This window comes from Roseateles depolymerans, assembly GCF_003387155.1.
GTDB lineage: Bacteria > Pseudomonadota > Gammaproteobacteria > Burkholderiales > Burkholderiaceae_C > Roseateles > Roseateles depolymerans.
On record NZ_QUMT01000001.1, the window covers coordinates 498,977 to 520,924 of the forward strand.

Sequence of the window (21,948 nt, forward strand, 5' to 3'; positions counted from 1 at the left end):
ATGACCGAATCCTTGCACGCGCCCGTCATCCTGGACATCGCCGGCACGGCCTTGACGGCGGATGACCGTCGGCGTCTTCAGCATCCGTTGACGGGGGGGCTGATTCTGTTCGCCCGTCATTTCGAAAGCCGTGCCCAGCTGACGGCGTTGTGTGCCGAGGCCAAGTCGCTGCGACCGGATCTGCTGATTGCGGTGGACCAGGAAGGCGGACGGGTGCAGCGTTTCCGCACGGACGGCTTCACGGCGCTGCCGGCGATGCGCAGCCTCGGTGAGCTGTGGATGGACGATGCCATGCGGGCCATCCAGGCCGCGACGGCCACGGGGCTGGTGCTGGCGCTGGAGCTGCGGGCCTGCGGGGTGGACATGAGTTTCACGCCGGTGCTGGACCTGGACCATCACGACGACACCCATCAGTCCTTGAGCGGCGTGATTGGGTCGCGCAGTTTCCATCGGGACCCGCGGGTGGTGAGTCTGCTGGGCCAGAGCCTGATGCAGGGGCTGGCGCTGGCGGGCATGGCCAGTTGCGGCAAGCATTTCCCTGGCCACGGGTATGTGGCGGCCGATTCCCATGTGGATGTGCCGGTGGACACCCGCAGCCTGAAGGCGATTCTTGCGGAAGATGCGCGGCCGTTCGAGTGGCTGAGCCTGAGTCTGTCGGCGGTGATGCCGGCGCATGTGGTCTACCGCAAGGTGGACAGCCGTCCGGCGGGTTTCAGTCGGCGGTGGTTGCAGGAGATCCTGCGGGAGCGGTTGGGGTTTGCGGGCGCGGTGTTCAGTGACGATCTGGGCATGGCGGGGGCACGGGTCATCGAAGGTCGGCCGGTGGGCTTTACCGAGGCGGCGATGGCGGCGCTGGACGCGGGGTGTGATCTGGTGTTGCTGTGCAACCAGAGTCTGGAGTCCGGTGGGCAGGCGATTGATGAGCTGCTCGACGGGTTGAGCCAGGCGCAGTCCGACGGGCGCTGGCACCCTGCGATCGACAGCGAAGCCCGCCGTGCAGCGTTGTTGCCGCAATCAGCGCCGCTGACCTGGGATGAGTTGATGTTGGCGCCGCGTTATCTGGAGGCTTTGGCGCGACTGCCTTGAGCGGCGCGAGGCGACGGTTCGATGCTGGCCTGTGGCGCGCGTTCAGTCTTCTGATGCCCGTTGCGCCATGCGGGCGAACCAGGCGGATTTGCCGGTTTTGTAGAGCTGGTACCAGGCCTCCAGCGTCTCGGCGTTGTAGATGTCCAGGGTCTCGAAAATCGCTCGCGCGAATTCGATCGGCGCCATGCCGCCGGCAGTGATCAGGCCTTGGTCCAGCACGACCGGTTCATCCACATACTGGTCGCCGCCTGCGTATCCCGTGCCGTTGAGATAGCTGGCCGCATTGCTGGTGTGACGGCGCTGGTCCAGCGCCCCGACACGGGCCAGTCCCGCCGTGGCGCCACAGATCGCCGCCACGCGCCGGCCCTGGTCCAGGAAGTCCTTGGCCTTGTGCGCCGCCTTCATGTGCTCGCCCACATCCCAGCCAGGGCCACCGGGCAAGATCAACAGTTCACTGTCCTGCGGGAACAATGAGTCCAGCCGCATGTCCGGCAGCACCGACAACCCCCCGGCCGATCTCACCAGTCCGGCACCGGCAGCCGCCACCGTCTTCACCTGCCATCGACCCGGCGTCTGCTGGAAGTCGGGCTGCTGGATACCCGCGGTGGCAAAGGCGGCTTCCCAGTCAGCGAAGCCGTCGAACAAATAGAGGTGGACTGTGCGGTCGGGGGCGTTCATGACCGGGAGGCGGCAAAGGCTGTTCCTGCCGGGGGGGCCGCTTGGGACTTCGACAGGGAGAGGTCCTGCGACGTGAGGGGCGAGCGGAGAGGGTATGCGTTGCCCCTTTCCTCCATGTCCCCCGGACCCTGCGGGTCCTCCTCCTTTACTTACGGAAAGGGGCAACGCATACCCTCTCCTCACCATCACCGAGCTCTGCCTTGAACCTCCTGCGGGGCACCGAGGTGATGGCTGTGTAGGGAGCCGATCACGGTGAGTGTCGAGCGACTGGTTGCGGACCGCGATTCAAGCGATCGCGCCAAACAACCAACATCACGAATGCGGCAGGCTCTCCGCACACCACCTCTCCCGCACCACTCGGTCGATCGAAGGGAGGCTGTGCCCCTCCCCCTTTTCCGGAAGTAAAGGAGGAGGACCCGCAGGGTCCGGGGGACATGAAGGAAAAGGGGGAGGGGCACAGCCTCCCTCCGACCCGACCTCACAAAAAACCAAAACCGTTCAGTCGCTCTCCGCCGTCATCCGCAAAACGAGCGCGACCAAGCTGGCAAACGCCGCAAGCGCCGTCACCCCCACCCAGCCAAACTGGCTCAACAGCAGGCTCCCAAGAGCAGCCCCCGCCGCCATGCCGATGAACATGCCGGTGAAGAGGATGGCGTTGAGGCGACTCCGCGCAGCCGGGTCCAGCCCATAAACGATGGTTTGGTGGGCGATGAGCGTGGCCTGCACCCCGAAGTCGAAGATGATTGCCAGCACCACCAGCAGCACAATCGCCGCGGAGCGGTCCAGCAGGGGCGTGATCGACATGGCCGCGAAGGACAGCGCCGTGATCAGTGCGCCGATCTTGGTGACCAGCCCCGGGCCCCGGTGGTCCGCCACGCGGCCAGCCAGCGGCGCTGCAAGGGCACCCGCAGCACCCGCCAGTCCGAAGGCGCCGGACACAGCACTCCCCAGGCCAAAGCGGTGGTGCAGCATCACCGCCAGGGTGGACCAGAACGCGCTGAAGGCCAGCGAGATCAGGCCCTGCGCCAGCGTGGCCCGCCGCAGCGACGGGTAGGCCTGCCACAGGCCCCGCAGGGAACGCATCAGCGCCGGATAGGTCGTGGCCGTCGCCGGGCGAACCGACGGCAGCAGGCGCCAGCTCAGCAGGCCCACCAAGGTCAGGGCACCCGCAGCCAGCATGAAGACCCAGCGCCAGCCAAAGGCCTGCGCCACCACGCCACTCATCACCCGCGACAGCAGGATGCCCAGCAGCAAGCCCGTCATCACCTGGCCAACGATACGGCCGCGGTGGTCCGGCGGGCTCAGCGCTGCCGCCATCGGCACCACGTCCTGAGCCAGGGTGGCCGTCAGGCCCAGCAGCGCACTGGCCAGCAGGAAGGGGGTGTAGGCCGGCACCAGGCCGCACAGCAGCAAGGTCAGCACCAGCAGCACAAACTTGGTCAGAATGACCTTGCGCCGGTCAAAACGATCCCCCAGCGGCGTGAGGAGCAAAATGCCTGCCGCGTATCCCAGCTGGGTCAGCATGGGCACGGCGCCAATCTGCGCCGCACTGGCGTGCAGGTCGTCGGCCAGGGGGGCCAGGATCGGCTGGCTGTAGTAAAGCGATGCCGCGCCCAGGCCCGCAGAGGCCGCCATCAGGACGATCAGAGCCGGGGCCGGCGCCGCCTGCTGCGCCCCGGAATGCCCCGCATGCGAGGCGTTGGCCGGCACTGGGCCAGCGGTCTTGGGTAAAGGAAGGACAGACATGAGGGACCTTTCGGGAGCCGGCACATTCGCTGGAACGGCACGGCGGAATGAGGAGCTGAGTGGAATTGTTGCGATGCAGCAGCCGCGGCAGAAGACGGCCCGGTCGCACAAGTGCTATACCTCGCACGTATGAATCGGACGATTGCATCGGAAGAGGACGGTCCCCATGAGTGAGCAAACGAACGACCCCAGGAAACAGCCGCTGAGCGAACCGGCAGGCGAGCCGATGAGGGAGCGCGGCGTCGAACGACCGCTGGAGCCAGTCCGCGACCTGGGAGGGCAGGACCGGTTGTCGCTGCTGCAGACCTTTCTGCAGGTGGTGGAGGCGGGCAGCTTCTCGGCAGCGGCCCAGCAACTCGGCACCACCCAGCCCACTGTCAGCCGTCGTCTGCAGATGCTGGAATCCCTGCTCGGCGCCCGTCTGGTGGAACGCTCCACCCGAGGCCTGCGCCTGACCGAGGAAGGCCGGCGCTGCGTGGCCCAGGCCCGCCCGCTGATCGACGGCTGGACCAGCCTCAGCGAAGACATGGGCGAGCACGGTCAGCCCCTGAGCGGCCGACTGCGGGTCCGCGTCCCGCATGCCTTCGGCCAGTACCAGCTGATGGAGGTGCTGGGCCGCTTCATGAAACAGCATCCCCACCTGTCGGTGGAGTGGATGCTGCAAGATGAACTGCCGGACTTCAGCCGCGAACCGGTGGACTGCTCCGTCGTGGTGGGCCAGGTGGAGCGGCCCGACCTGATCATGGTGCCGCTGGCCGAAGTGCCCCGCGTGCTCGTGGCCGCGCCAGAGGTGGTCCAGCAACTGCCCAAGGGCCTGGATGACCTGGCGCCAGACGCACTGGCCGTCGCGCTGGGCGACCAGCCCTGGCTGGCCCTCACCACCTTTTATCGCGACGAGGTGCGGCTGCGGCCGCAAGGCGGCGGCGATGTGCTGCCAGTGCCCATCCACTTCCGCTTCGGCACCGACAGCCTGTTCGCCTTGATCGAGGCCGCCCGCCAGGGCCTGGGCCTGGCCGCCGTATCGCACTGGGCCGTGATGGACGACCTGAACGCCGGCCGGCTGGTGCGGGTGCTGCCCCGCTGGTGCGCCATGCCGCTGCCGTTCTCGCTGGTCTTTCCCTCACGGCGCCATCAGCCGGCACGGCTGCGGGCATTCGCCGCCCTGATGCGGGAGGTGGTCCCCGCCATCCCCGGCATGCGGGCCGTCGGGGCAGGGGACCGGCCAGTGGATCAGTCGCGGTAGCGGTTCTGCAGCTGGTAGCCGCGGGCATACAGCGCAAACAGCAGCGCAGCGACCAGGGCAAAACCCGCAAAGAAGAACATCTGGAACGCCGTCACGCTGGTGCCGGTGCTCTGGATGTAGCCCGTCACCGACTCACCCTTCACGCTGGCATTGGCCACCAGCACCCACAGGTTGCCGATGGTCACCGACAGGTTCCAGAAGCTGGTGATCACCCCCTTCATCGCCAGCGGCGCCTGGCTGTAGGCGAACTCCAGACCGGTGGCGGACACCAGCACCTCACCCATGGTCAGCAGCGCATAAGGCAGCACCTGCCAGACGATGGAGACGCTCTGGCCGCCATCGATCCACAGCTGCAGCCCGCCCACCACGATCCAGGCCACGCCCGACAGGGCGATGCCGGCGCCCATGCGGCGCAGCGCGTTGAGCTTGACGCCCGCACGCTCCAGCAGCGGGTAGAGCACCACGTTGTTGAAGGGGATCAGGATCATGACCAGCGCCGGATTGATCGCCTGCATCATGGACGACTTGAACCATTCGGGCTTGCTCATCTGGTCGGCCTGCAGCACCCAAGTCGATGCCTTCTGGTCGAACAGGGACCAGAACGGCGTGACCAGCGCAAACAGCACCAGCAGGCGCAGCACCGTGCGCACACCTTCCACCGCTTCGTCCGGATGCACGCCGCGAGCGCGCGGCAGCTGGATCCAGGCACCGACGCCGCCGAAGAACATCAGCAGCACCAGCGCAAAGCAGAAGGCAATCACAAAGCCCCACTGCGGCGACATCGCCAGCGACCCGAGGGCCAGCATCGCCCCGAGGGCAGCAATGATCAGGCCCGGACGGCCTTCCCCGTCGCGACGGGCCAGCAGCGCCGTGCGCACCACCTTCAGGAAGGCGTGCGGGTCCTGCGCCGCCGTCGGCGGCACATGCACGTAGCGACGACGGCCGCTCCAGAAGATCAGGGTGGCCAACAGCATCAGCACGCCCGGAATGCCGAAGGCCACGCTGGCGCCAAAGCGGTCCAGGAAGATGGGCATCAGCAGCGAGGCGAAGAAGGAGCCGAAGTTGATGATCCAGTAGAAGGCATCGAACACCTTCTGCGCCAGCGACCGGTTGGTCTTGTCGAACTGGTCACCGATGAAGGAGCTCACCAGCGGCTTGATGCCGCCCGAGCCCAGCGCGATCAGGAACAGGCCGGTGTAGAAGCCGCGCAGGTTGTTCTCGAAGATCGCCAGGCAGGCATGGCCCACGCAATAGACCAGGCTCAGCCAGAGGATGGTGTTGTATTTGCCGAAGAACCGGTCGGCCAGCCAGCCCCCCAGCAACGGGAAGAAATACACCCCGATGACGAAGGTGTGGAAGATCTCCTTGGCCTCGCCCTTGCGCAGCGGCTCCGGAATGGCCAGCAGCAGGCTGGTCATGAGGAAGACCGTCAGGATGTTGCGCATGCCGTAGAAGCTGAAGCGCTCGCAGCCTTCGTTGGCAATGATGAAGGGCACCTGCGACGGCATCTTCGGCGCGGCAGCCGGGGCGGCACCGGCACCGGCGCCTGCAGGCAAGGGATGAGAGGGGGTGAGGCTCAAGGGGGTCTCCCAGCGAGATCAAGGCCACGGGTGTGGCCAGCGGATCGGGCACGGTGGTGCCCATGAAAAAAACGGCAGACAAAAAAGAGCCGCCGGGCCCAGGCCGCGGCGGCTGCGCGGACGAAAGACGCCTCAGCGTCCTTCGTCGGTTCAGGCTTCGAAAGGCAGCTTGAACTGGCTGAGATCCTTGCGGGTCTCGACCAGCACCAGCGGACCTTCATCCAGCACCACGACCGGCGCCGGTGCACGGCCCAGCGGCGCGGCCTTGGGCTCGGCGGCGATGGCAGCCTGGGCAGCGGCGATCTTGTCGGCGTCGCTGTTGACCCAGACCAGGCCAGCGCTCTCGGCCACCGCATTCAGGTCGGCCAGCGGCAGTTCAAAGCGCGGCACGACCGGTGCTGCGGGAGCCGCCACTGCCGGGGCAGGGGCCGCTTGGGCCGCGACCACCGGAGCAGCTTGCGGCACCACCACCGGTGCGTGCACAGGTGCGCTCACCGGGGCAGCGACGTCCGCGCCCAGGTCGGCCTGCTGCGGCTGATCCGCCGCGACGGCGTTCGTGGCTTGCGTGCCTTCAGCGGCGACCTCCGTGCCATGCGTGCCTTCCGCAGCGGCGTCCTGACCGCCTGCGTCGCCTTCACGGCGGTCGCGGCGATAACGGTCACGACCTCCCCGACGGCGGCGGCCATCACGGCCCTGGCCTTCGGCGTCTTCACCGGCAGGAGCTTCCCCGTCGGCACCATCGGCCACCGGTTCCGCCGAGGCTGCGGCGTCGATGTCCACGGCGGCTGCGCCTTCCGTGCCTTCCACGCCCTCGATGCCTTCCGCACCTTCCGCGCCACGTTCACCGCGGTTGCCACGGCGACGACGGCGGCGGCCGCCACGCTCTTCACCGGCTTCGGTGTTGAGCGCCAGTCCGTCCGGCAGCGTGTCGGCGAATGCGGTCGGGGATTCGGCCTGTGCCGCGTCCGTGCCAGCCAGGCTCAGGGCCTGGTCCTGCACGGCCTCGGCGCCTGCGTCCTGACGCGGCGCGCGGTCACCCCGCTCCTCACGACGACGGCGGCCTTCACCGCGCTCGCCACGATCACCACGTTCCGTGCGTTCGCCACGGTCCTGGCGCGGAGCACCGTCAGCGGCTGCCGTGTCCGGCTTCTCGCCACGAGCCTCGTTGCGACGGCCACCGCGTTCGCCGCGGTCACCACGCTCGGCACGGTCGCCCCGGTCGCTGCGCTCACCACGCTCGGCACGGTCACCGCGATCGCCACGCTCGGTGCGCTCACCACGTTCAGCGCGCAGGGCGCCGTCCTGTTGCGGCTTGTCGCTACGGCCTTCGCCCCGATCCGCACGGTCACCACGGTCACCGCGCTCAGAGCGATCACCCCGCTCGGAGCGGTCGCCACGGCCCTTGCCATCGCGCGCCTTGGATTCGCGGTCACCGCGCTCGCCGCGTTCACCGCCGCGCTCGCTGCGTTCGCCGCGACGCTGACGGTCGCCACCACGGCCCCCGCGCTCGCCTTGACGCTCACCGCGCTCCTTGCGGGCCGGTTCTGCCGTCTTGACCTCGGCTTCCGGGGCCGGTGCCGGCGCCGGAGTGCCGCCGAACAGACGCTTGATGAAGCCGAAGAAGCCACCGCCGGCTTCCACCGGTGCGGCCGGCGCAGCGGGTGCCGTGGGCGCTGCCGCGACAGGCTCGGCGGCCGGCTTGGCCGCTGCGGGCACCGGCATCGGGGCCGGCTGCTCGGGCAGGATGCCCTTGATCACCGGTTCCTGCTTGTTGGCCTTTTCGGCGCCGCGACGGGTGATGCCCACCTCGTCCTGCGGCTCCTCGATCATGGTGTAGCTGGCCTGCAGGTTTTCCAGACGCGGGTCGTCGTGGCGCAGGCGCTCCAGCTTGTAGTTGGGCGTCTCGAGATGCTTGTTGGGCACCAGCAGCACGGTCACGCGCTGCTTCAGCTCGATCTTGGTGATCTCGGTGCGCTTCTCGTTCAGCAGGAAGCTGGTCACTTCCACCGGCACCTGCACGTGCACGGCGGCGGTGTTGTCCTTCATCGACTCCTCCTGCACCATGCGCAGGATCTGCAGCGCGGAGGATTCGGTGTCGCGAATGTGGCCGGTGCCGTTGCAGCGCGGGCAGGTGATGTGGCTGCCCTCGGAGAGGGCCGGGCGCAGACGCTGACGGCTCAGTTCCAGCAGGCCGAACTTGCTGATCGAGCTGAACTGCACACGGGCGCGGTCCTGGCGCAGGGCGTCGCGCAGACGCTGCTCGACATCCCGGCGGTTCTTGGACTCCTCCATGTCGATGAAGTCCACGACGATCAGCCCGCCCAGGTCACGCAGACGCATCTGGCGGGCGATTTCGTCCGCCGCTTCCAGGTTGGTACGGGTGGCGGTTTCCTCGATGTCGCCGCCACGGGTGGCGCGCGCCGAGTTCACGTCCACCGACACCAGCGCTTCGGTGTGGTCGATGACGATGGCGCCGCCCGAGGGCAGGTTCACCGTGCGGCTGAAGGCCGTCTCGATCTGGTGTTCGATCTGGAAACGGCTGAACAGCGGGGCGTCGTCCCGGTACCGCTTGACCTTGTGCGCCGTCTCCGGCATCACATGGGTCATGAACTGGTGGGCCTGCTCGAAGATGTCGTCGGTATCGATCAGGATTTCGCCGATGTCGGCGGTGAAATAGTCGCGGATCGCGCGAATCACCAGCGACGATTCCTGATAAATCAGGAAGGCACCCTTGCCGCCATGAGCCGCCTCGTCGATGGCGGTCCACAGCTTGAGCATGTAGTTCAGGTCCCACTGCAGCTCGGCGGCACTGCGGCCGATGCCGGCGGTGCGGGCGATCAGCGACATGCCCTTGGGGTAGTCCAGCTGGTCAAGCGCTTCCTTGAGCTCTTCGCGGTCTTCGCCTTCAATGCGGCGCGACACGCCACCCCCACGGGGGTTGTTGGGCATCAGCACGAGGTAACGGCCCGCCAGGGAGACGAAGGTGGTCAGGGCGGCGCCCTTGTTGCCACGTTCTTCCTTCTCCACTTGGACCAGCAGTTCCTGGCCTTCCTTGATCACGTCCTGGATCTTGGCGGAACGCACGTCCACGCCTTCGCGGAAATACTGGCGGGAGATTTCCTTGAACGGCAGGAAGCCGTGGCGGTCCTCGCCGTAATCCACGAAACAGGCTTCGAGCGAGGGTTCGACCCGCGTCACGACTGCCTTGTAGATATTGCCCTTGCGCTGTTCGCGGCCTTCGATTTCGGTTTCGAAATCCAGCAGCTTCTGTCCATCGACGATGGCCAGGCGACGCTCTTCCTGCTGCGTCGCATTGATCAGCATGCGTTTCATCAGTTCTCCTCCACGGCCGAGGAATGTTCTCGGCCGAACCACATCAGAACCGCCGCCGGATATTGGGTCTGACCGGCGGGCGATTCAACCGATGCACGAGAAACGCGAGAGAACCGAGGAAGGAATCGCCCTGGACTGCAGACAACGGACAAAACGTCCGTTTAGTGATGCAGCGTTGGCGCGTGCGCGTCGGGCTCCGGTCCGTCTGTTCCGGCCCGCAAGCATGTCCCCGAACAGGTCGGGGGCACGGCCCGCCCACGGCCGGTGACCAGCGTCCGGGCAGAGCCGGGACGCGCACGCTGGCGGCGGGGGGTGAGGGGGACTGGGGGAATCATCCGGACAAAAAGCCTGGGCGCTGACGCCAGGACGCAGGCGCAAGCCTCCATCCTGACGTCGTGAAACCTTGTTGTTGTACCGGCACCGCCTGATATTGAAGCGGCCACACGGCATGGTTCTGACGACGTTGCTCTTCCGTCCCGCAGCCTGGACTGCCCGCTCACTTGGGGAACGGGCCCGACGAGGCCGAGAGGGCGTTGCACAACCATAACCACGCTGTTGTTGCGCCGCGCAGAAGGCCTCAATGGGGCCGCCGCACAAGTGCCTGCACAGGTAAAATGAGAAAAATCAAACACTTACAACGCGAACGTGGCAAGCAGCATTATAGGGGCTAAAGCCCGCAAGGCCGCCCCAGGGACTGCCCGGGGTGCCACGCGCTCAAGGGACGGGTCTACGAAGGGGCTTAACCCGGCTGCAAATGGGGCTGCAAACGGGCCTGCAAAGGGGCCTGCAAAGGGGCCTGCAAAGGCGTCTGCCCAGGAGGCTCCGCAGGCGTCTTCCAAGCGGGCTGCCGCACCCACAGCCGCGCCAGCAGCCCCACCCGCACCGACCCCGACTCCCGCCGTTCGCTTGTTGACCGTGGACGACGGCTCCGACGGCCAGCGCCTGGACAACTTCCTGATGCGCGAACTCAAGGGAGCCCCCAAGACCCTGGTCTACCGGATCATCCGGTCCGGGGAGGTGCGCATCAACAAGGGCCGGTGCAGCGCGGACTCGCGGGTGGCGGCCGGCGACGTGGTCCGCGTTCCCCCCCTGCGTCTGGCGGACAAGGCTGACGACAGCGCGGTGCCCGGTCGCGAATTCCCGGTGGTGTTCGAGGACGAACACCTGATCGTCGTGGACAAGCCCGCCGGCGTGGCGGTGCATGGCGGCTCCGGCGTCAGCTTCGGGGTGATCGAGCAACTGCGCCGGGCCCGTCCCCAGGCCCGCTTCCTGGAACTGGTGCACCGACTGGACAAGGAAACCTCCGGGCTGCTGATGATCGCCAAGAAGCGCAGCGCCCTGAACCATCTACAGGACCAGCTCCGCGACCGGGAAACCGGCAAGCGTTACGCTGCGCTGGTCTGGGGACACTGGTCGGCATCCAAGAAGGTGGTGGATGTGCCGCTGCTGAAGTTCGTTGGCAGCGACGGCGAACGCTGGGTGCGGGCGGTGCCCAACCCGCAGGACCCGTCCGCCGACCAGGCCAAGCGGTCGATCAGCCTGGTGCGGGTAACCGAAAAGCTGCCCCAGCACAGTCTGCTGGACGTGACCATCAAGACCGGCCGCACCCATCAGATCCGGGTGCACCTGGCCCATGAAGGCCACAGCATCGTCGGCGACCCGAAATACGGGGATTTCGAAGCCAACCGCTTGATGGCACGGGGCGCGCTGCGCTTTGACCGCATGTTCCTGCACGCCCGGGAACTGCGATTCACCCATCCCGCCACGGGACAAGAGCTCACGCTCACCGCCCCCTTGCCGCCGGCCTGCGAAAATCTGCTGGCCGCGCTGCGCAAGACGGCGCCCACCGTCTGACCGAACCTGACCCATGCCACAACGTTTTGACCTGATCGTCTTCGACTGGGACGGCACCCTGTTCGACTCCACGGCCCTGATCGTGAAGTCGATGCAGGCCGCCGCGGTGGACCTGGGCCTGGAGCCGCCCAGCCGGGAGCGCGCCAGCTATGTCATCGGGATGGGGCTGGTGGAGGCGCTGCGCCACGCGCTGCCGGGCCTGGACCCGGCGCACTATCCCAAACTGGGTGAGCGTTACCGGCATCACTACTTCGCGTCGGCCCATGAGGTGACCTTGTTCGACGGGGTGCCCGCCATGCTGCAGGACCTGAAGGACCGGCACCACTGGCTGGCCGTGGCCACCGGCAAGAGCCGCCGCGGCCTGGACGAGGCCCTGGAAGCCGTGGAGATGCAGCGACTGTTCGACGGCACCCGCACCGCCGACGAGACCGCCAGCAAGCCGCATCCGCAGATGCTGCTGGAGCTGATGCGCCAGTTCGGTACCGAGCCGGAGCGCACCTTGATGATCGGGGACACCAGCCACGACCTGGAACTGGCGCGCAATGCCGGCTGTCCCGCCGTGGCGGTGACCTACGGGGCGCATGCACACGACAGCCTGCTCGCCTACGACCCGCTGCTGGTGGCCCATGATGTCGCCAGTCTGCACGCCTGGCTGCTGCAACATGCCTGACACCGACGTGCTGCTGTGCGCCTCCGCGGCGCTGGAAGAAAAAGGCAAGGCCCACACCTTCGACGTGCTGCATTTCCGGCAGTCCGCCACCGCCTTCGCGCTGCGCTTCGAAGGGCAGGTGGTGGCCTACCTCAACCGCTGTGCCCACGTGCCCACCGAGATGGACTGGCAGGAAGGCGAGTTTCTGGACCGGGACAAGCGCTACATCATCTGCTCCATCCACGGCGCCGTGTATCACCCGCTGGACGGCCGCTGCGTGACCGGCATGTGCGGCCGCATCGGCCTGACCCGCCTGGACGTCCAGGAACGCGACGGACAGGTCTACTGGACCCCTTCCCGGGACACCCGTCCCGCCTTTGAGGACTGAATGAATCAGAACCCGAACGATCTGCCGAACCCGATTCCGGACGCCACCGAGCGACCGGAGGACATGTTCAGCACCCCGCCGACCGGTGCGTCGGCCCGTGCATCGGCAGGGTCCACAGCCGGCACCGCCGGCCAGGCGTCCGCCGCACGTCCGTATGAGCAGGTGCTGGAGCAGTTTGCCAGCGAATACCTTCGCGACCGGCGCAGTGAGCGTCGCTGGAAGATCTTCTTCCGGCTGCTGTGGGCCAGCGCCTTCCTGCTGCTGGTGTGGGGGATGTTCGCGTCCCAGCGGCATCACGGCGGCACCAGTGCCGCGCCGCATACCGCGCTGGTGGAAGTGCGGGGCGAGATCGCGGCGGACACTGAAGCGAGTGCCGAACTGATCGTCTCCGCGCTGAAGAATGCCTTTGAAGACCCGGGCACGGTCGCGGTGGTGCTGCGCATGAACTCTCCCGGCGGCAGCCCGGTGCAGGCGGGCATCGTCAACGACGAGATCCGGCGGCTCAAGGCGCTGCACAACAAGAAGGTCTACGTGGTGGTCGAGGAGATGTGTGCGTCGGGGGCCTACTACATCGCGGCGGGCGCCGACGAGATCTATGTGGACAAGGCGTCCATCGTCGGCTCCATCGGCGTGCTGATGGACGGCTTTGGCTTCACCGGCCTGATGCAGAAGGTGGGCGTGGAGCGCCGCCTGATGACCGCTGGAGAGAACAAGGGCATGCTCGATCCGTTCTCTCCCGTCTCGCCGAAGCAGCAGGCGTATGCGCAGGCCATGCTGGACCAGATCCATCAGCAGTTCATCAAGGTGGTCCGCGAAGGCCGTGGCGACCGGCTCAAGGAGACGCCGGAGACTTTCTCCGGTCTGTTCTGGAACGGCGAACAGGCGGTGAAGCTGGGCCTGGCCGATGGCATGGGCAACCTGGACTATGTGGCCCGGGAAGTGATCAAGGCCGAGGACGTGGTGGATTACACCCCGCGCGACAACGTGGCGGAACGCCTGGCCAAGCGCTTCGGCGCCGCCATGGGCGCCGGTGCGGTGAAGACGATGCGGGAGATGACCAGCATCCGGTGAGTCATGAACACTGCCCTGTCTGTGTCTCTTCGCCCTTGTGTCATCGTCGCCAAAATGGCGGCGGCGTTCACGTGGCTCGTCCTGACGGCCTGTGCCAGTGCGGGCGGGTCCACGTCACCGCAGGCCACCGCCGCCCCAGCGGTCCCGTCAGTTCCCATCGTCCGTCCCGACGCCCACTACGTGCTGCTCGGCGAGGTCCACGACAACCCGGCGCATCACCAGGCGCGGGCTGCCTTGCTGCAGCGCCTGCTGGACCAGCAGCCGGACACGGTGGTGGTCATGGAACAGATGTCCCGGGACCGGGACGCCGCCCTGGCGCAAGCGCTGCGCGAACCGCCGGTCACGCTCGACCAGGTGCTGCAGGCCGGCCAGTTCGACCGGAAGGCCTGGGGCTGGCCGCTCCATCAGCCGGTGCTGGACGTGGTGGTGAAACACGGCGCGGGACTGCGCGGCGGCAACCTGGAACGGGACGTGGTGAGGCGCATCGTGCGGGAAGGCGACACGGCCTGGCCGTCGGATCTGCTGGCCCTTCGCAACCGCACTGCCTGGACCGACGACCAGCAGCAGACGCTGGTGCGCGACATCCAGGACGGCCATTGCGGGGCCATGCCCGCCTCGATGCTGCCGGGCATGGTGAACGCGCAGCGGGCGCGGGACGCGGCCATGGCCCAGGCCCTGCTGCAGGCCCGCAGCGGCGGCGCCAAGCGGGTGGTGCTCATCGCCGGCAACGGACATGTGCGCCGCGACGTGGCGGTGCCGGTGTATCTGCAGGCGGCGGGTGTGGCGGCGTCCGACATCGAGTCCATTGGCTACCTGGAGCCAGATGGGCCTGAGGAGCGTCGGGCAGGCATCGTTTCGAGCCCTTCCGCCACTTCGTCCGCCGCTTCGGCCACCGTCCCCTACGACCGGATCGAGCTGGCCCCCGCGCCCAAGCGCGAAGACCCTTGCGCCGCCTTCAAGCGCTGACCGGGCTCAGGAGGCCGTGCCAGTCGGCGCGGCCTTGACCTTGCGGGTGGGCACCGGCTCGGGCAGGTCCTTGGCCGCCAGCGCACGGGCCTGGACCACGAGCTGGTTGTGCGCATCCAGGAAAGCTGCGGCGATGACCTTGGCCTCATTGCTGTTGGCCCAGCCCGCGCCGGCAGCGCCGCCGAGCTTGCCCAGCACCAGTCCACCCATGCCCAGGTCGGTCACCCGTACCGAGCCGGTGGCGGCGGCCACCTGTTCGGTGGTTTCGTTGTCGGTCAGCAGCAGGGCCACCTGCGCTTCCTTCAGCTTGACATGCTCGGCGGCCCCAACGAAGCGCGCCAGCCCTGGAATCATTGCCAGCAGGCCGCCTACCTGACGGCCGGCGTCCTGCTCGCTGAAGGTGAGGCTGGGCGTGAGGGTGTACTGGGCCTCGTAGCCCTTGCCCTTGGCCACGGTGCTGCCTTCCTTGCGCAGGATGCCGGCGTCCTTGAGTTCCTGCTCCTTGATGGTGGCACGCAGACCTGCGGCGCGGTCCACCACGCGGAAGCAGCCGCTTTGCTGGGCGAGCAGGCGCACCAGCGGCAGCGGGGTGGTGGGCAGGTTGTTGGCGCCGGTCATCACATAGCCGTTGGGGTTCTCCACCAGGGCCAGCGTGGCGACGGGGGCATCGCACTTCATCAGTTCGCGGTTGGCCTTGTTGGCGCCAGCCGGTCCTGCCGAGCCGCTGATCTCCGAGCCGCCTTCACCCAGGGTCGCGCCTTGCTTGCCGCAAGCCGCCAGCAGGGCGGCGCCGGCCAGCGCCAGCGCGAGACCGGCCATGCGACTGGCTTGGCCGGCCCGGCCGGCACAGGCGCGTGTGCGGGGGACGGCAGCGCCAGCGGGCAGGATCAAGCCGTGGGACACCGGCGAGGACAGATCGGTCATGAAGCGACTCCGAGCGAGAGGGAAGGGGGCAACCACCGGCAAAGGCTGGATGCGACGCGCACCTTATCGCAAGCAGGAGTGGGGCCCACTCCCACTGATGGGTGGCTGTTCACCATCTGTTGCCAATGTGACCGCGGCAGGCAGCTTCGAGGCCACACCGACCACCCGGCTCGCGGGGTTGTACCGGCATCGTCTTCCGCTTCAAGCGCCGCCAGATTCTGAAGAATTTCCTGGACCGTCCGTCGCTCTACAGCCTGGCCCCGTTGAAGGACCAATGGGAAGCCCGGGCGCGGGAGAACCTGCGTCGCGCGATCGCCTGAGGGCGGGTCGGGCATCACCAGGCTTGGGCCCGGCACGCGGGCGCGCCGCGAACCGCCGACGGTCCCCCCGTCAGGCGGGCTCGGCTTGCAGCAGGCGCGTCAGCGTCTGCTCCAGGTCGCCGAATTCAATGGGCTTGACCAGGTGCGCATCGAAGCCGGCGGCGGCCGTGGCCTCGCGGTCGGCATGCTGGCCCCAGCCGGTGATGGCAATCAGCGTCAGCGGCGTGTCCTGGACCGTGCTGCGCATGCGCCGCGCCACCTCCAGCCCGGACAGGCCCGGCAGCCCGATGTCCAGCAGCACCGCGCGCGGTCGCATCTGCTCGAAGCGCGCCAGCGCGTCTTCGCCGCTGTAGGCGACCTCCGTGTCGTAATGGGCCCCACGCAGCACCTCGGACAAGGTGTCCGCGGCATCGACGTTGTCGTCCACGACCAGCACGCGACGCCCTGCCGATGCGGTCGTGGAGACGGCCTGCACATCCCGTTCGTCGGCCTGCGGGGACGTGGCCTGCGCAACCGGGAGGCACACCACGAACCGGCTGCCGTGGCCCACGCCTTCGCTCTCCACATGGATGCTGCCGCCGTGCAGCAGCACCAGTTGGCGAGAGACGGCCAGGCCGATGCCCAGCCCCGACGGTCCACTGCCCTTGTCCTCCAGGCGGGTGAACAGCTCGAACACCTGCGGCTGCTGGTCCGGCGCGATGCCGATGCCGGTGTCGGTCACCGTCACCTTGGCATGACCGTTGTCCACCGCCACTTCCACCCGCACCTCCCCAGGCACGGGCGAGTACTTGGCGGCGTTGTCCAGCAGGTTGGACAGCACCTGCTGCAGCCGCGTCGGATCGCCGTCCACCAGCACCGGCGTGGCCGGCAGCGACAGGGACAGCTGATGCTTCATCTGGTGATAGAGCGGCTCCACCGCCTCCAGCGCCTGACGCACCACGCTGCGCAGGTCGATGACCTGACGCTGCAGCTCAATCACATTGCGCGTGATGCGGCTCATGTCCAGCAGGTCGTCCAGCAAGCGCGCCATATGGCCGGACTGGCGGGCGATGATGTCCACGGCGCGCTGTCGCACCTCATCGCCATGGGCCTGCCGCAGCATGGTGACCGCGTAGCGGATGGGCGCCATCGGATTGCGCAGCTCGTGCGCCAGCGTGGCCAGGAAGGCGTCCTTGCGCTGGTTTTCGCGCTGCAGCTGTTCCTGGGCGGCGGTGAGCTCGGAGACATCCACGGTGGCCCCCAGCACCCGGCGCACCTGGCCGTCCGCATCCCGGATGGGCTTGAGCGAGGTCAGCAGGTGGAAGGTGCCGCCGGCATGGGTCGCATGCTGGGCGACATTCACCGTGTCCCCGGTGACCACCGCGTCCCGAATGATCTGCGCATATTCGGGCTGGCCGACCAGGCTGCCGACTTCCGCGCCGATCAGGTCCTCCCGCCGAAGGCCCATGGGCACGTTGTAGGCCCAGGTGTAGCGCCCCTGCGGATCGCATTCCCAGGCCATGACCTTGCCGCTTTGCAGCGCCAGATGGAAACGCTCCTCGGCAGCCTGGCTGGCCCGCAGCGCCTCCTGCTGCGCCGTCACATCCACGGTGACGCCGTAGGCATGGGCGGCGCGTCCCTGCGCGTCCAGGGTGACGTAGCCGTCCATCTGGGCCCACACGATCTCGCCGTTGTCCGGGCGGGTCATCGGCGCGGACAGGCTGAAGCGCCCGCCGGAGGTCACGGCATAGCGGTAGCGCTCGAGGAATTTCTGGGCGTCCTGCTCAGGCAGGTTGGCCAGCATGTCGTCCATCGTGGTCCAGCGGGTGCCGAACAGTTCGCGCACGCCGCCGGCGGTCGTGGCAAAGCCGGTGGCGACATCCCAGTCCCAGGTGACCATGCGGCCGGCGGCCAGGGCCAGATTCAGGCGGCGTCGGATCAGCCGTTCCTTCTCCATCAAGCGGCCGGCCCAGGCCGACACGAGCGAGACCAGCAGGCCCGCACAGATGAACAGCACGAGCAGCAACGCATCGGCCAGCGATTCGATGGGCCAGAAGGCCCCGATCGGCTTGATCCACCAGTACAGGACGCACAGGCAGGAGAGCAGCAGCAACAGCAGGGCCGAGCTCAGGCCGCAGGTGAGGCCGACGACCACCAGGGCGGGGAAGTAGGGCAGCAGGGGCGCTCGCCCGTCCAGGGCAGGCTGCAGGACAACATTCAGCCAGGTGGCCCCACCCAGCACCGCGGTGGCGGTCAGCCAGCGAAGCCAGGTCCTTTCAATCAGCATGAAGCAACCTCCCGGAGGACTGCACGCGCGTCAGGACCCAAGGCCCGGGCCGGGCGGCAGGACACCGTACAGCGCCAGCAATCCGAAGACATGGCCGATGGCCACGCCCGCTTCGCCCGACTCGATGCGGCCAATGGTCTGGACGTGGACGCCCAGGCGCGTGGCGGCTGCGCCCTGACTCTCTCCGGCCGCCGTGCGGGCGGCCTTGGCGGCCGCGCCAAGGGCCCGGATGGCACTCAGGGCGTCTTCGCTGATGTCGACAGAAATTCGTTTTCCTTGTGCCATCTCATCCGCATTGAAAGGTTCTTATGCCCTCATGACGTATGCCGACATTCAAGCGCGTTCATGGAACACAGCCTCGATATTGTGGCCGTCCGGATCGAGGACAAACGCGGCATAGTAACCGGCGTGATAGCGCGGGCGGTAACCGGGTGCGCCATTGTCCCGACCGCCCGCTTCCAGGGCCGCGCGGTGGAAGGCGTCCACCGTCTCCCGGCTGTGGGCCACGAAGGCGATGTGCAGCGGGGCCGGTGTCTTGTCCGTCTGCTCCAGGCACAGGGACGAGTCGCCCTCGCCGACGATCTCGATGCCGCCATGCGCTTCGTGCACGCCGGTAATGCCCAATGGGGCCAGGGCTTTCAGATAAAAGGCCTTGCTGACCGCGTAGTCGCGGACGCCGAACTTGACGTGGTCGAACATCAATGCTCCGAGCTGCGAGAGTGGGACGATGCGGCACTGTGCGCTCGGCCCGGCGGCTTGTCGAGTCACCGGAACGCCACACGGTGGGAGCGCCGGTTGCCACCTGGCGGGACGCTGCCGAGGTGCCACCGTCATGTCCGTGATCCATCCAGAGCTTCCCCCTGCGTCGCCAACGGGCGACCCGTCCGGTCCTTCCGCCGCAGCGCCTGCGGTCGTATGGTCCCGTCGTTCACCGGGCACCTGGTGGGCGCTGGTCAAGGACGCGCTCTCTGCCTGGATCGACGACTACGCCCCCAGCATGGGCGCCGCCTTGTCCTATTACTCGGTGTTTTCGCTGGGGCCGCTGCTGGTCATCGTCATTTCCCTGGCAGGACTGGTGTTCGGCGAAGAGGCGGTGCGGGGCGAACTGTTCGGTCAGATCGACGGGCTGATGGGCCCGCAGGCCGCCGAGGGCATCCAGGAGATGCTGGCGCATGTGAGCAAGCCCAGCACCGGCATTCTGGGCACGGTGGTGGGCGTGGTCATCCTGCTGGTGGGGGCGACCACCGTGTTTGCGGAATTGCAGGACGCGCTGGATCGCATCTGGCGCGCGCCCGTACGCGCCCGCAGCAGCGGCCTGTGGAGCCTGCTGCGGGCGCGCCTGCTCAGCTTCGGCATGATCGTGGGCGTGGCCTTCCTGCTGCTGGTGTCGCTGGTCACGGGCGCGGTGGTGTCGGCCCTGGGCAAGTGGTGGGGCGGCTGGTTCGGTGGCTGGGAATGGCTGCTGCAGGGGATCAATGCCGCGGTGGGATTTGCCATGACGACCGCGGTGTTTGCCGCCATCTACCAGGTCATGCCGCGGGTGAAGGTGGCGTGGTCGGATGTGTGGGTGGGCGCGGCGGTGACGGCGGCGCTGTTCACCATCGGGCGGGTGCTGATCGGGCTTTATATCGGCAAGACCGGCGTGGCCAGCGGTTTCGGCGCGGCTGGATCGGTGGCGGTGATCTTCGTGTGGATCTATTACTCCGCCCAGGTGTTCCTGGTGGGTGCGGAATTCACCTGGCTGTATGCGCATCGGCTGGGGTCACGTCGACACCTGCCCGGCCCAGGGCAGACGGGGCCCCGGCGCTCCGGGCCGGTGCCGCCGCCGGAGGTGGTCGCCAAAACGCCGGATCAGCCTTGAGCCGACATGGCCCTCAGTGAATCCACAACACTTCCCATTGGCGCCGACCCGGCCCGGCCTGAAGGGAGACTTCATCCCCTTCGCTCTTGCCGAGCAGGGCGCGTCCCAATGGAGCGTCGCCACTGATGACCTGGACCTCATGACCTTCGCTGACCAGCTTCATGCTGCCGCCGTCAGGACCGAGGAACAGCAGTTGCTGCTGGTCGTTGGCATCGACCAGGCAGACCAGGGCGCCGATCTGGATGTCCTGGCCGGGCTCGAAGGCACGAGGGCGGAATGACCGCCATTGCGTCATGGCCTGACGGATCGCCTCGGCCCGTCGCGCCTGGCCGGTGGCGAGATAGGACGCTTCCAGCCCCAGGGTGTCGTACTTGTTTTCCGCGATGTTCTCTTCGTGCGTGGCGGTTTCATGGGCAACTCGCGCGGCCTGTTCCGTGTGTCGAAGATCGTCGGCGAGGCGGTCCAGCACCAACTGCTGGAGCAAGACTTTATCCATGGTGAGAGGCGGTATCCGGCGCAGGACAGGGCATGCCCGGATTATCAATGGTGGCGCCTGGCGCATTCAGTCCGCCTCGGTAGCTGCGTCATTCCCTGGTGATCGGTCTCGCGTCCTCGTCGGCCTGCGCCGAGCCCGCATCGCTCAGCGTGCACAGGGCCCGTCGAAGACCGCTGGCGCTCGGGGACTCGATGTACACACACTTCTTGCCATGCCGCTTGCAGTGGTCCTTCACCCGCCAATAGGCATCGTGGCTGATGCATCCGGTCTGGCAGATCACCAGGTCGGCGGCTGCCAGGCTGGCGTCTAGCTTGGCCACGGCGTCTTCCTCCCCGCCGTCATGATGCAGGAAGCGGCCGCCGGTGCGTTCGATCAGCTGCCGGTAGATCGGCACCACGGCAGGACGCCCGCCGACACACAGGACCGCCCGCTCGTCCAGCGCCGGCAGGGACGGCTCGGCGGCCGGTGCCAGGTCGGCCGTCGGCGCTTCCAGCCGGCTCTGCAGCGTGTCGACCTGCCGCTGCAACTCCATCGCGCGGCGCTGCTCACGTTCCGCCGTTTGCTGCGCCGCCAGCAGGGCCCGCTCCAGGTGGTGGATGCGCTCCTGCTGATGCTGCAGCTGTTTGGCCTGCTCATGCCGGCTCTTCAGTCCCGGCACGCTCTCCTCCAGCTGCTGCATCTCGTCCCGCAGGCCCGCCAGCAGCATGTCCCGGCCCATCAACTCGCCCCGCAGGCGCAGGCATTCCGCCTGGCTGGTCTCCAGTTGCTGCGCCCGCTCCGCCAGCAGACGGGTGCTGCGTGACTGGGCCAGCGCCAGCTCGCGGCCCAGCACGGCGTTCTCGTCCTCCAGCGCGTCCATGCGCTGGAGGTCCGCCCGGTTCGCGGCGCCGACCTGATGCTGCAGCATGTGGATGTCCCGCAGGACCTGCTCCTGCAGGGCGGCGTCACAGCGTGCGTGGGTGAGCGTGGCCCACAGCGCCCCGGCCACGTCATTGCCGTCCTGCGCTGCCGTCCAGAACCGGCCCAGTGCCTCCGGCGTCTTGTGCTGGGCGGACTGCTTCAGCGCAATCGCATAACGCTGGTCCAGTTCCTTCTGCAGCGCTTCGGAGACCGTGCCGCGATGGCCGCATTCATTGATGGCGCCGCAGTGCAGCTCATAGTCATTGCCCTGCGCATGTCCGCCCAGGACCTTGCCCAGCCGCCGACGCAGCACCTGCATCGGCAGGCAGACCCCGATGACGGGGCACAAGGACTGGGTGGGCAACTCCCAGAGCCGACGGCGGCGTGAGCCGCGCGCAGACGGCAGGTCGGCCGGGCTGGCATCCGGTCCGTTCGACTTCTTGAGCGGCGACTGGAGCGGCAAGCCGCCGAGCTGGCGTCCGGCCGCGTCGAATCCGGAAGACGCAGGCAAGGGTTCCGCCAGGGGCAGGCGGCTGAACAGGGTGGTTTTGTCGCACATGGGACGGACTCCTTCTCAATCGGGCGAT

The 21,948-nt window shown here is 67.7% G+C and carries 18 protein-coding genes; 8 read left to right on the forward strand and 10 right to left on the reverse strand.

All coding sequences use genetic code 11. The annotated features are described in order from the left end of the window. Nucleotides 1–1,086 (forward strand): beta-N-acetylhexosaminidase, encoded by a 1,086-nt coding sequence (gene nagZ, locus DES44_RS02125; protein ID WP_058936420.1) that lies wholly within the window; start codon nucleotides 1–3, stop codon nucleotides 1,084–1,086. 42 nt (nucleotides 1,087–1,128) lie between these two features. On the opposite strand, the gene DES44_RS02130 is transcribed toward nagZ, so the two are convergent. Together DES44_RS02130 and DES44_RS02135 are read right to left on the reverse strand one after the other, a co-directional pair. Further along, nucleotides 1,129–1,764 carry a DJ-1/PfpI family protein gene (locus tag DES44_RS02130; protein ID WP_058936419.1) on the reverse strand — a complete coding sequence of 212 codons (636 nt, stop codon included), beginning with the start codon at nucleotides 1,762–1,764 and terminating at the stop codon, nucleotides 1,129–1,131. 498 nt (nucleotides 1,765–2,262) lie between these two features. Next, nucleotides 2,263–3,510 carry an MFS transporter gene (locus DES44_RS02135; protein WP_083525821.1) on the reverse strand — a complete coding sequence of 416 codons (1,248 nt, stop codon included), beginning with the start codon at nucleotides 3,508–3,510 and terminating at the stop codon, nucleotides 2,263–2,265. Nucleotides 3,511–3,676: 166 nt separating this feature from the next. On the opposite strand from DES44_RS02135, the gene DES44_RS02140 reads away from it, so the two are divergent. Then, nucleotides 3,677–4,753, forward strand: coding sequence for a LysR family transcriptional regulator (locus DES44_RS02140; protein WP_232309833.1), 1,077 nt, complete (start codon nucleotides 3,677–3,679; stop codon nucleotides 4,751–4,753). Here DES44_RS02140 and DES44_RS02145 read toward each other — a convergent pair. Together DES44_RS02145 and DES44_RS02150 are read right to left on the reverse strand one after the other, a co-directional pair. Further along, entirely contained in the window at nucleotides 4,741–6,261 is a 1,521-nt protein-coding gene (locus DES44_RS02145; protein ID WP_058937576.1) for a POT-type proton-dependent oligopeptide transporter, read from the reverse strand. The two genes, DES44_RS02140 and DES44_RS02145, sit on opposite strands and share 13 nt — an antisense overlap. Nucleotides 6,262–6,483: 222 nt before the next feature. Further along, nucleotides 6,484–9,666: an Rne/Rng family ribonuclease gene (locus tag DES44_RS02150; RefSeq protein WP_058936416.1), complete on the reverse strand. Its 3,183-nt coding sequence runs from the start codon at nucleotides 9,664–9,666 to the stop codon at nucleotides 6,484–6,486. A 909-nt stretch (nucleotides 9,667–10,575) separates the two neighbouring features. On the opposite strand from DES44_RS02150, the gene DES44_RS02155 reads away from it, so the two are divergent. From DES44_RS02155 to DES44_RS02175, 5 genes are read left to right on the forward strand one after another with little or no spacing between them, the layout of a single operon-like run. Further along, nucleotides 10,576–11,520 carry an RluA family pseudouridine synthase gene (locus DES44_RS02155; RefSeq protein WP_310732347.1) on the forward strand — a complete coding sequence of 315 codons (945 nt, stop codon included), beginning with the start codon at nucleotides 10,576–10,578 and terminating at the stop codon, nucleotides 11,518–11,520. A gap of 13 nt (nucleotides 11,521–11,533) precedes the next feature. Continuing rightward, nucleotides 11,534–12,190 carry an HAD family hydrolase gene (locus DES44_RS02160; protein ID WP_058936415.1) on the forward strand — a complete coding sequence of 219 codons (657 nt, stop codon included), beginning with the start codon at nucleotides 11,534–11,536 and terminating at the stop codon, nucleotides 12,188–12,190. Further along, nucleotides 12,183–12,557, forward strand: coding sequence for a Rieske (2Fe-2S) protein (locus tag DES44_RS02165; protein ID WP_058936414.1), 375 nt, complete (start codon nucleotides 12,183–12,185; stop codon nucleotides 12,555–12,557). The genes DES44_RS02160 and DES44_RS02165 overlap by 8 nt, the downstream gene beginning before the upstream one ends. Beyond that, nucleotides 12,558–13,628 carry a S49 family peptidase gene (locus DES44_RS02170; RefSeq protein ID WP_083525820.1) on the forward strand — a complete coding sequence of 357 codons (1,071 nt, stop codon included), beginning with the start codon at nucleotides 12,558–12,560 and terminating at the stop codon, nucleotides 13,626–13,628. 3 nt (nucleotides 13,629–13,631) lie between these two features. Then, entirely contained in the window at nucleotides 13,632–14,594 is a 963-nt protein-coding gene (locus DES44_RS02175) for a ChaN family lipoprotein (protein WP_083525819.1), read from the forward strand. A gap of 6 nt (nucleotides 14,595–14,600) precedes the next feature. Here DES44_RS02175 and DES44_RS02180 read toward each other — a convergent pair whose 3' ends face one another. The 4 genes from DES44_RS02180 to DES44_RS02195 all read right to left on the reverse strand — a co-directional run bounded on the left by DES44_RS02180 (nucleotide 14,601) and on the right by DES44_RS02195 (nucleotide 18,803). Then, complete coding sequence (locus tag DES44_RS02180; RefSeq protein ID WP_058937573.1) at nucleotides 14,601–15,413, reverse strand: CsgG/HfaB family protein; 813 nt, start codon at nucleotides 15,411–15,413, stop codon at nucleotides 14,601–14,603. Between the two features lie 495 nt (nucleotides 15,414–15,908). Further along, entirely contained in the window at nucleotides 15,909–18,104 is a 2,196-nt protein-coding gene (locus tag DES44_RS02185) for a hybrid sensor histidine kinase/response regulator (protein WP_058936412.1), read from the reverse strand. Between the two features lie 30 nt (nucleotides 18,105–18,134). Continuing rightward, nucleotides 18,135–18,389 (reverse strand): helix-turn-helix domain-containing protein, encoded by a 255-nt coding sequence (locus tag DES44_RS02190; RefSeq protein ID WP_058936411.1) that lies wholly within the window; start codon nucleotides 18,387–18,389, stop codon nucleotides 18,135–18,137. A 48-nt stretch (nucleotides 18,390–18,437) separates the two neighbouring features. Then, the gene (locus DES44_RS02195) at nucleotides 18,438–18,803 is read right to left on the reverse strand and encodes a VOC family protein (protein ID WP_058936410.1); all 366 of its coding nucleotides are present in this window, start codon (nucleotides 18,801–18,803) and stop codon (nucleotides 18,438–18,440) included. 133 nt (nucleotides 18,804–18,936) lie between these two features. Here DES44_RS02195 and DES44_RS02200 point away from each other — a divergent pair, with 133 nt between their 5' ends. Continuing rightward, nucleotides 18,937–19,965: a YihY/virulence factor BrkB family protein gene (locus tag DES44_RS02200; protein WP_083525818.1), complete on the forward strand. Its 1,029-nt coding sequence runs from the start codon at nucleotides 18,937–18,939 to the stop codon at nucleotides 19,963–19,965. Nucleotides 19,966–19,978: 13 nt separating this feature from the next. Here DES44_RS02200 and DES44_RS02205 read toward each other — a convergent pair whose 3' ends face one another. Continuing rightward, the gene (locus tag DES44_RS02205; protein WP_058936409.1) at nucleotides 19,979–20,461 is read right to left on the reverse strand and encodes a GreA/GreB family elongation factor; all 483 of its coding nucleotides are present in this window, start codon (nucleotides 20,459–20,461) and stop codon (nucleotides 19,979–19,981) included. A gap of 88 nt (nucleotides 20,462–20,549) precedes the next feature. Beyond that, nucleotides 20,550–21,920, reverse strand: a complete 1,371-nt coding sequence (locus DES44_RS02210; protein ID WP_058936408.1) for a DUF2325 domain-containing protein — start codon at nucleotides 21,918–21,920, stop codon at nucleotides 20,550–20,552. Nucleotides 21,921–21,948: the final 28 nt, after the last annotated feature.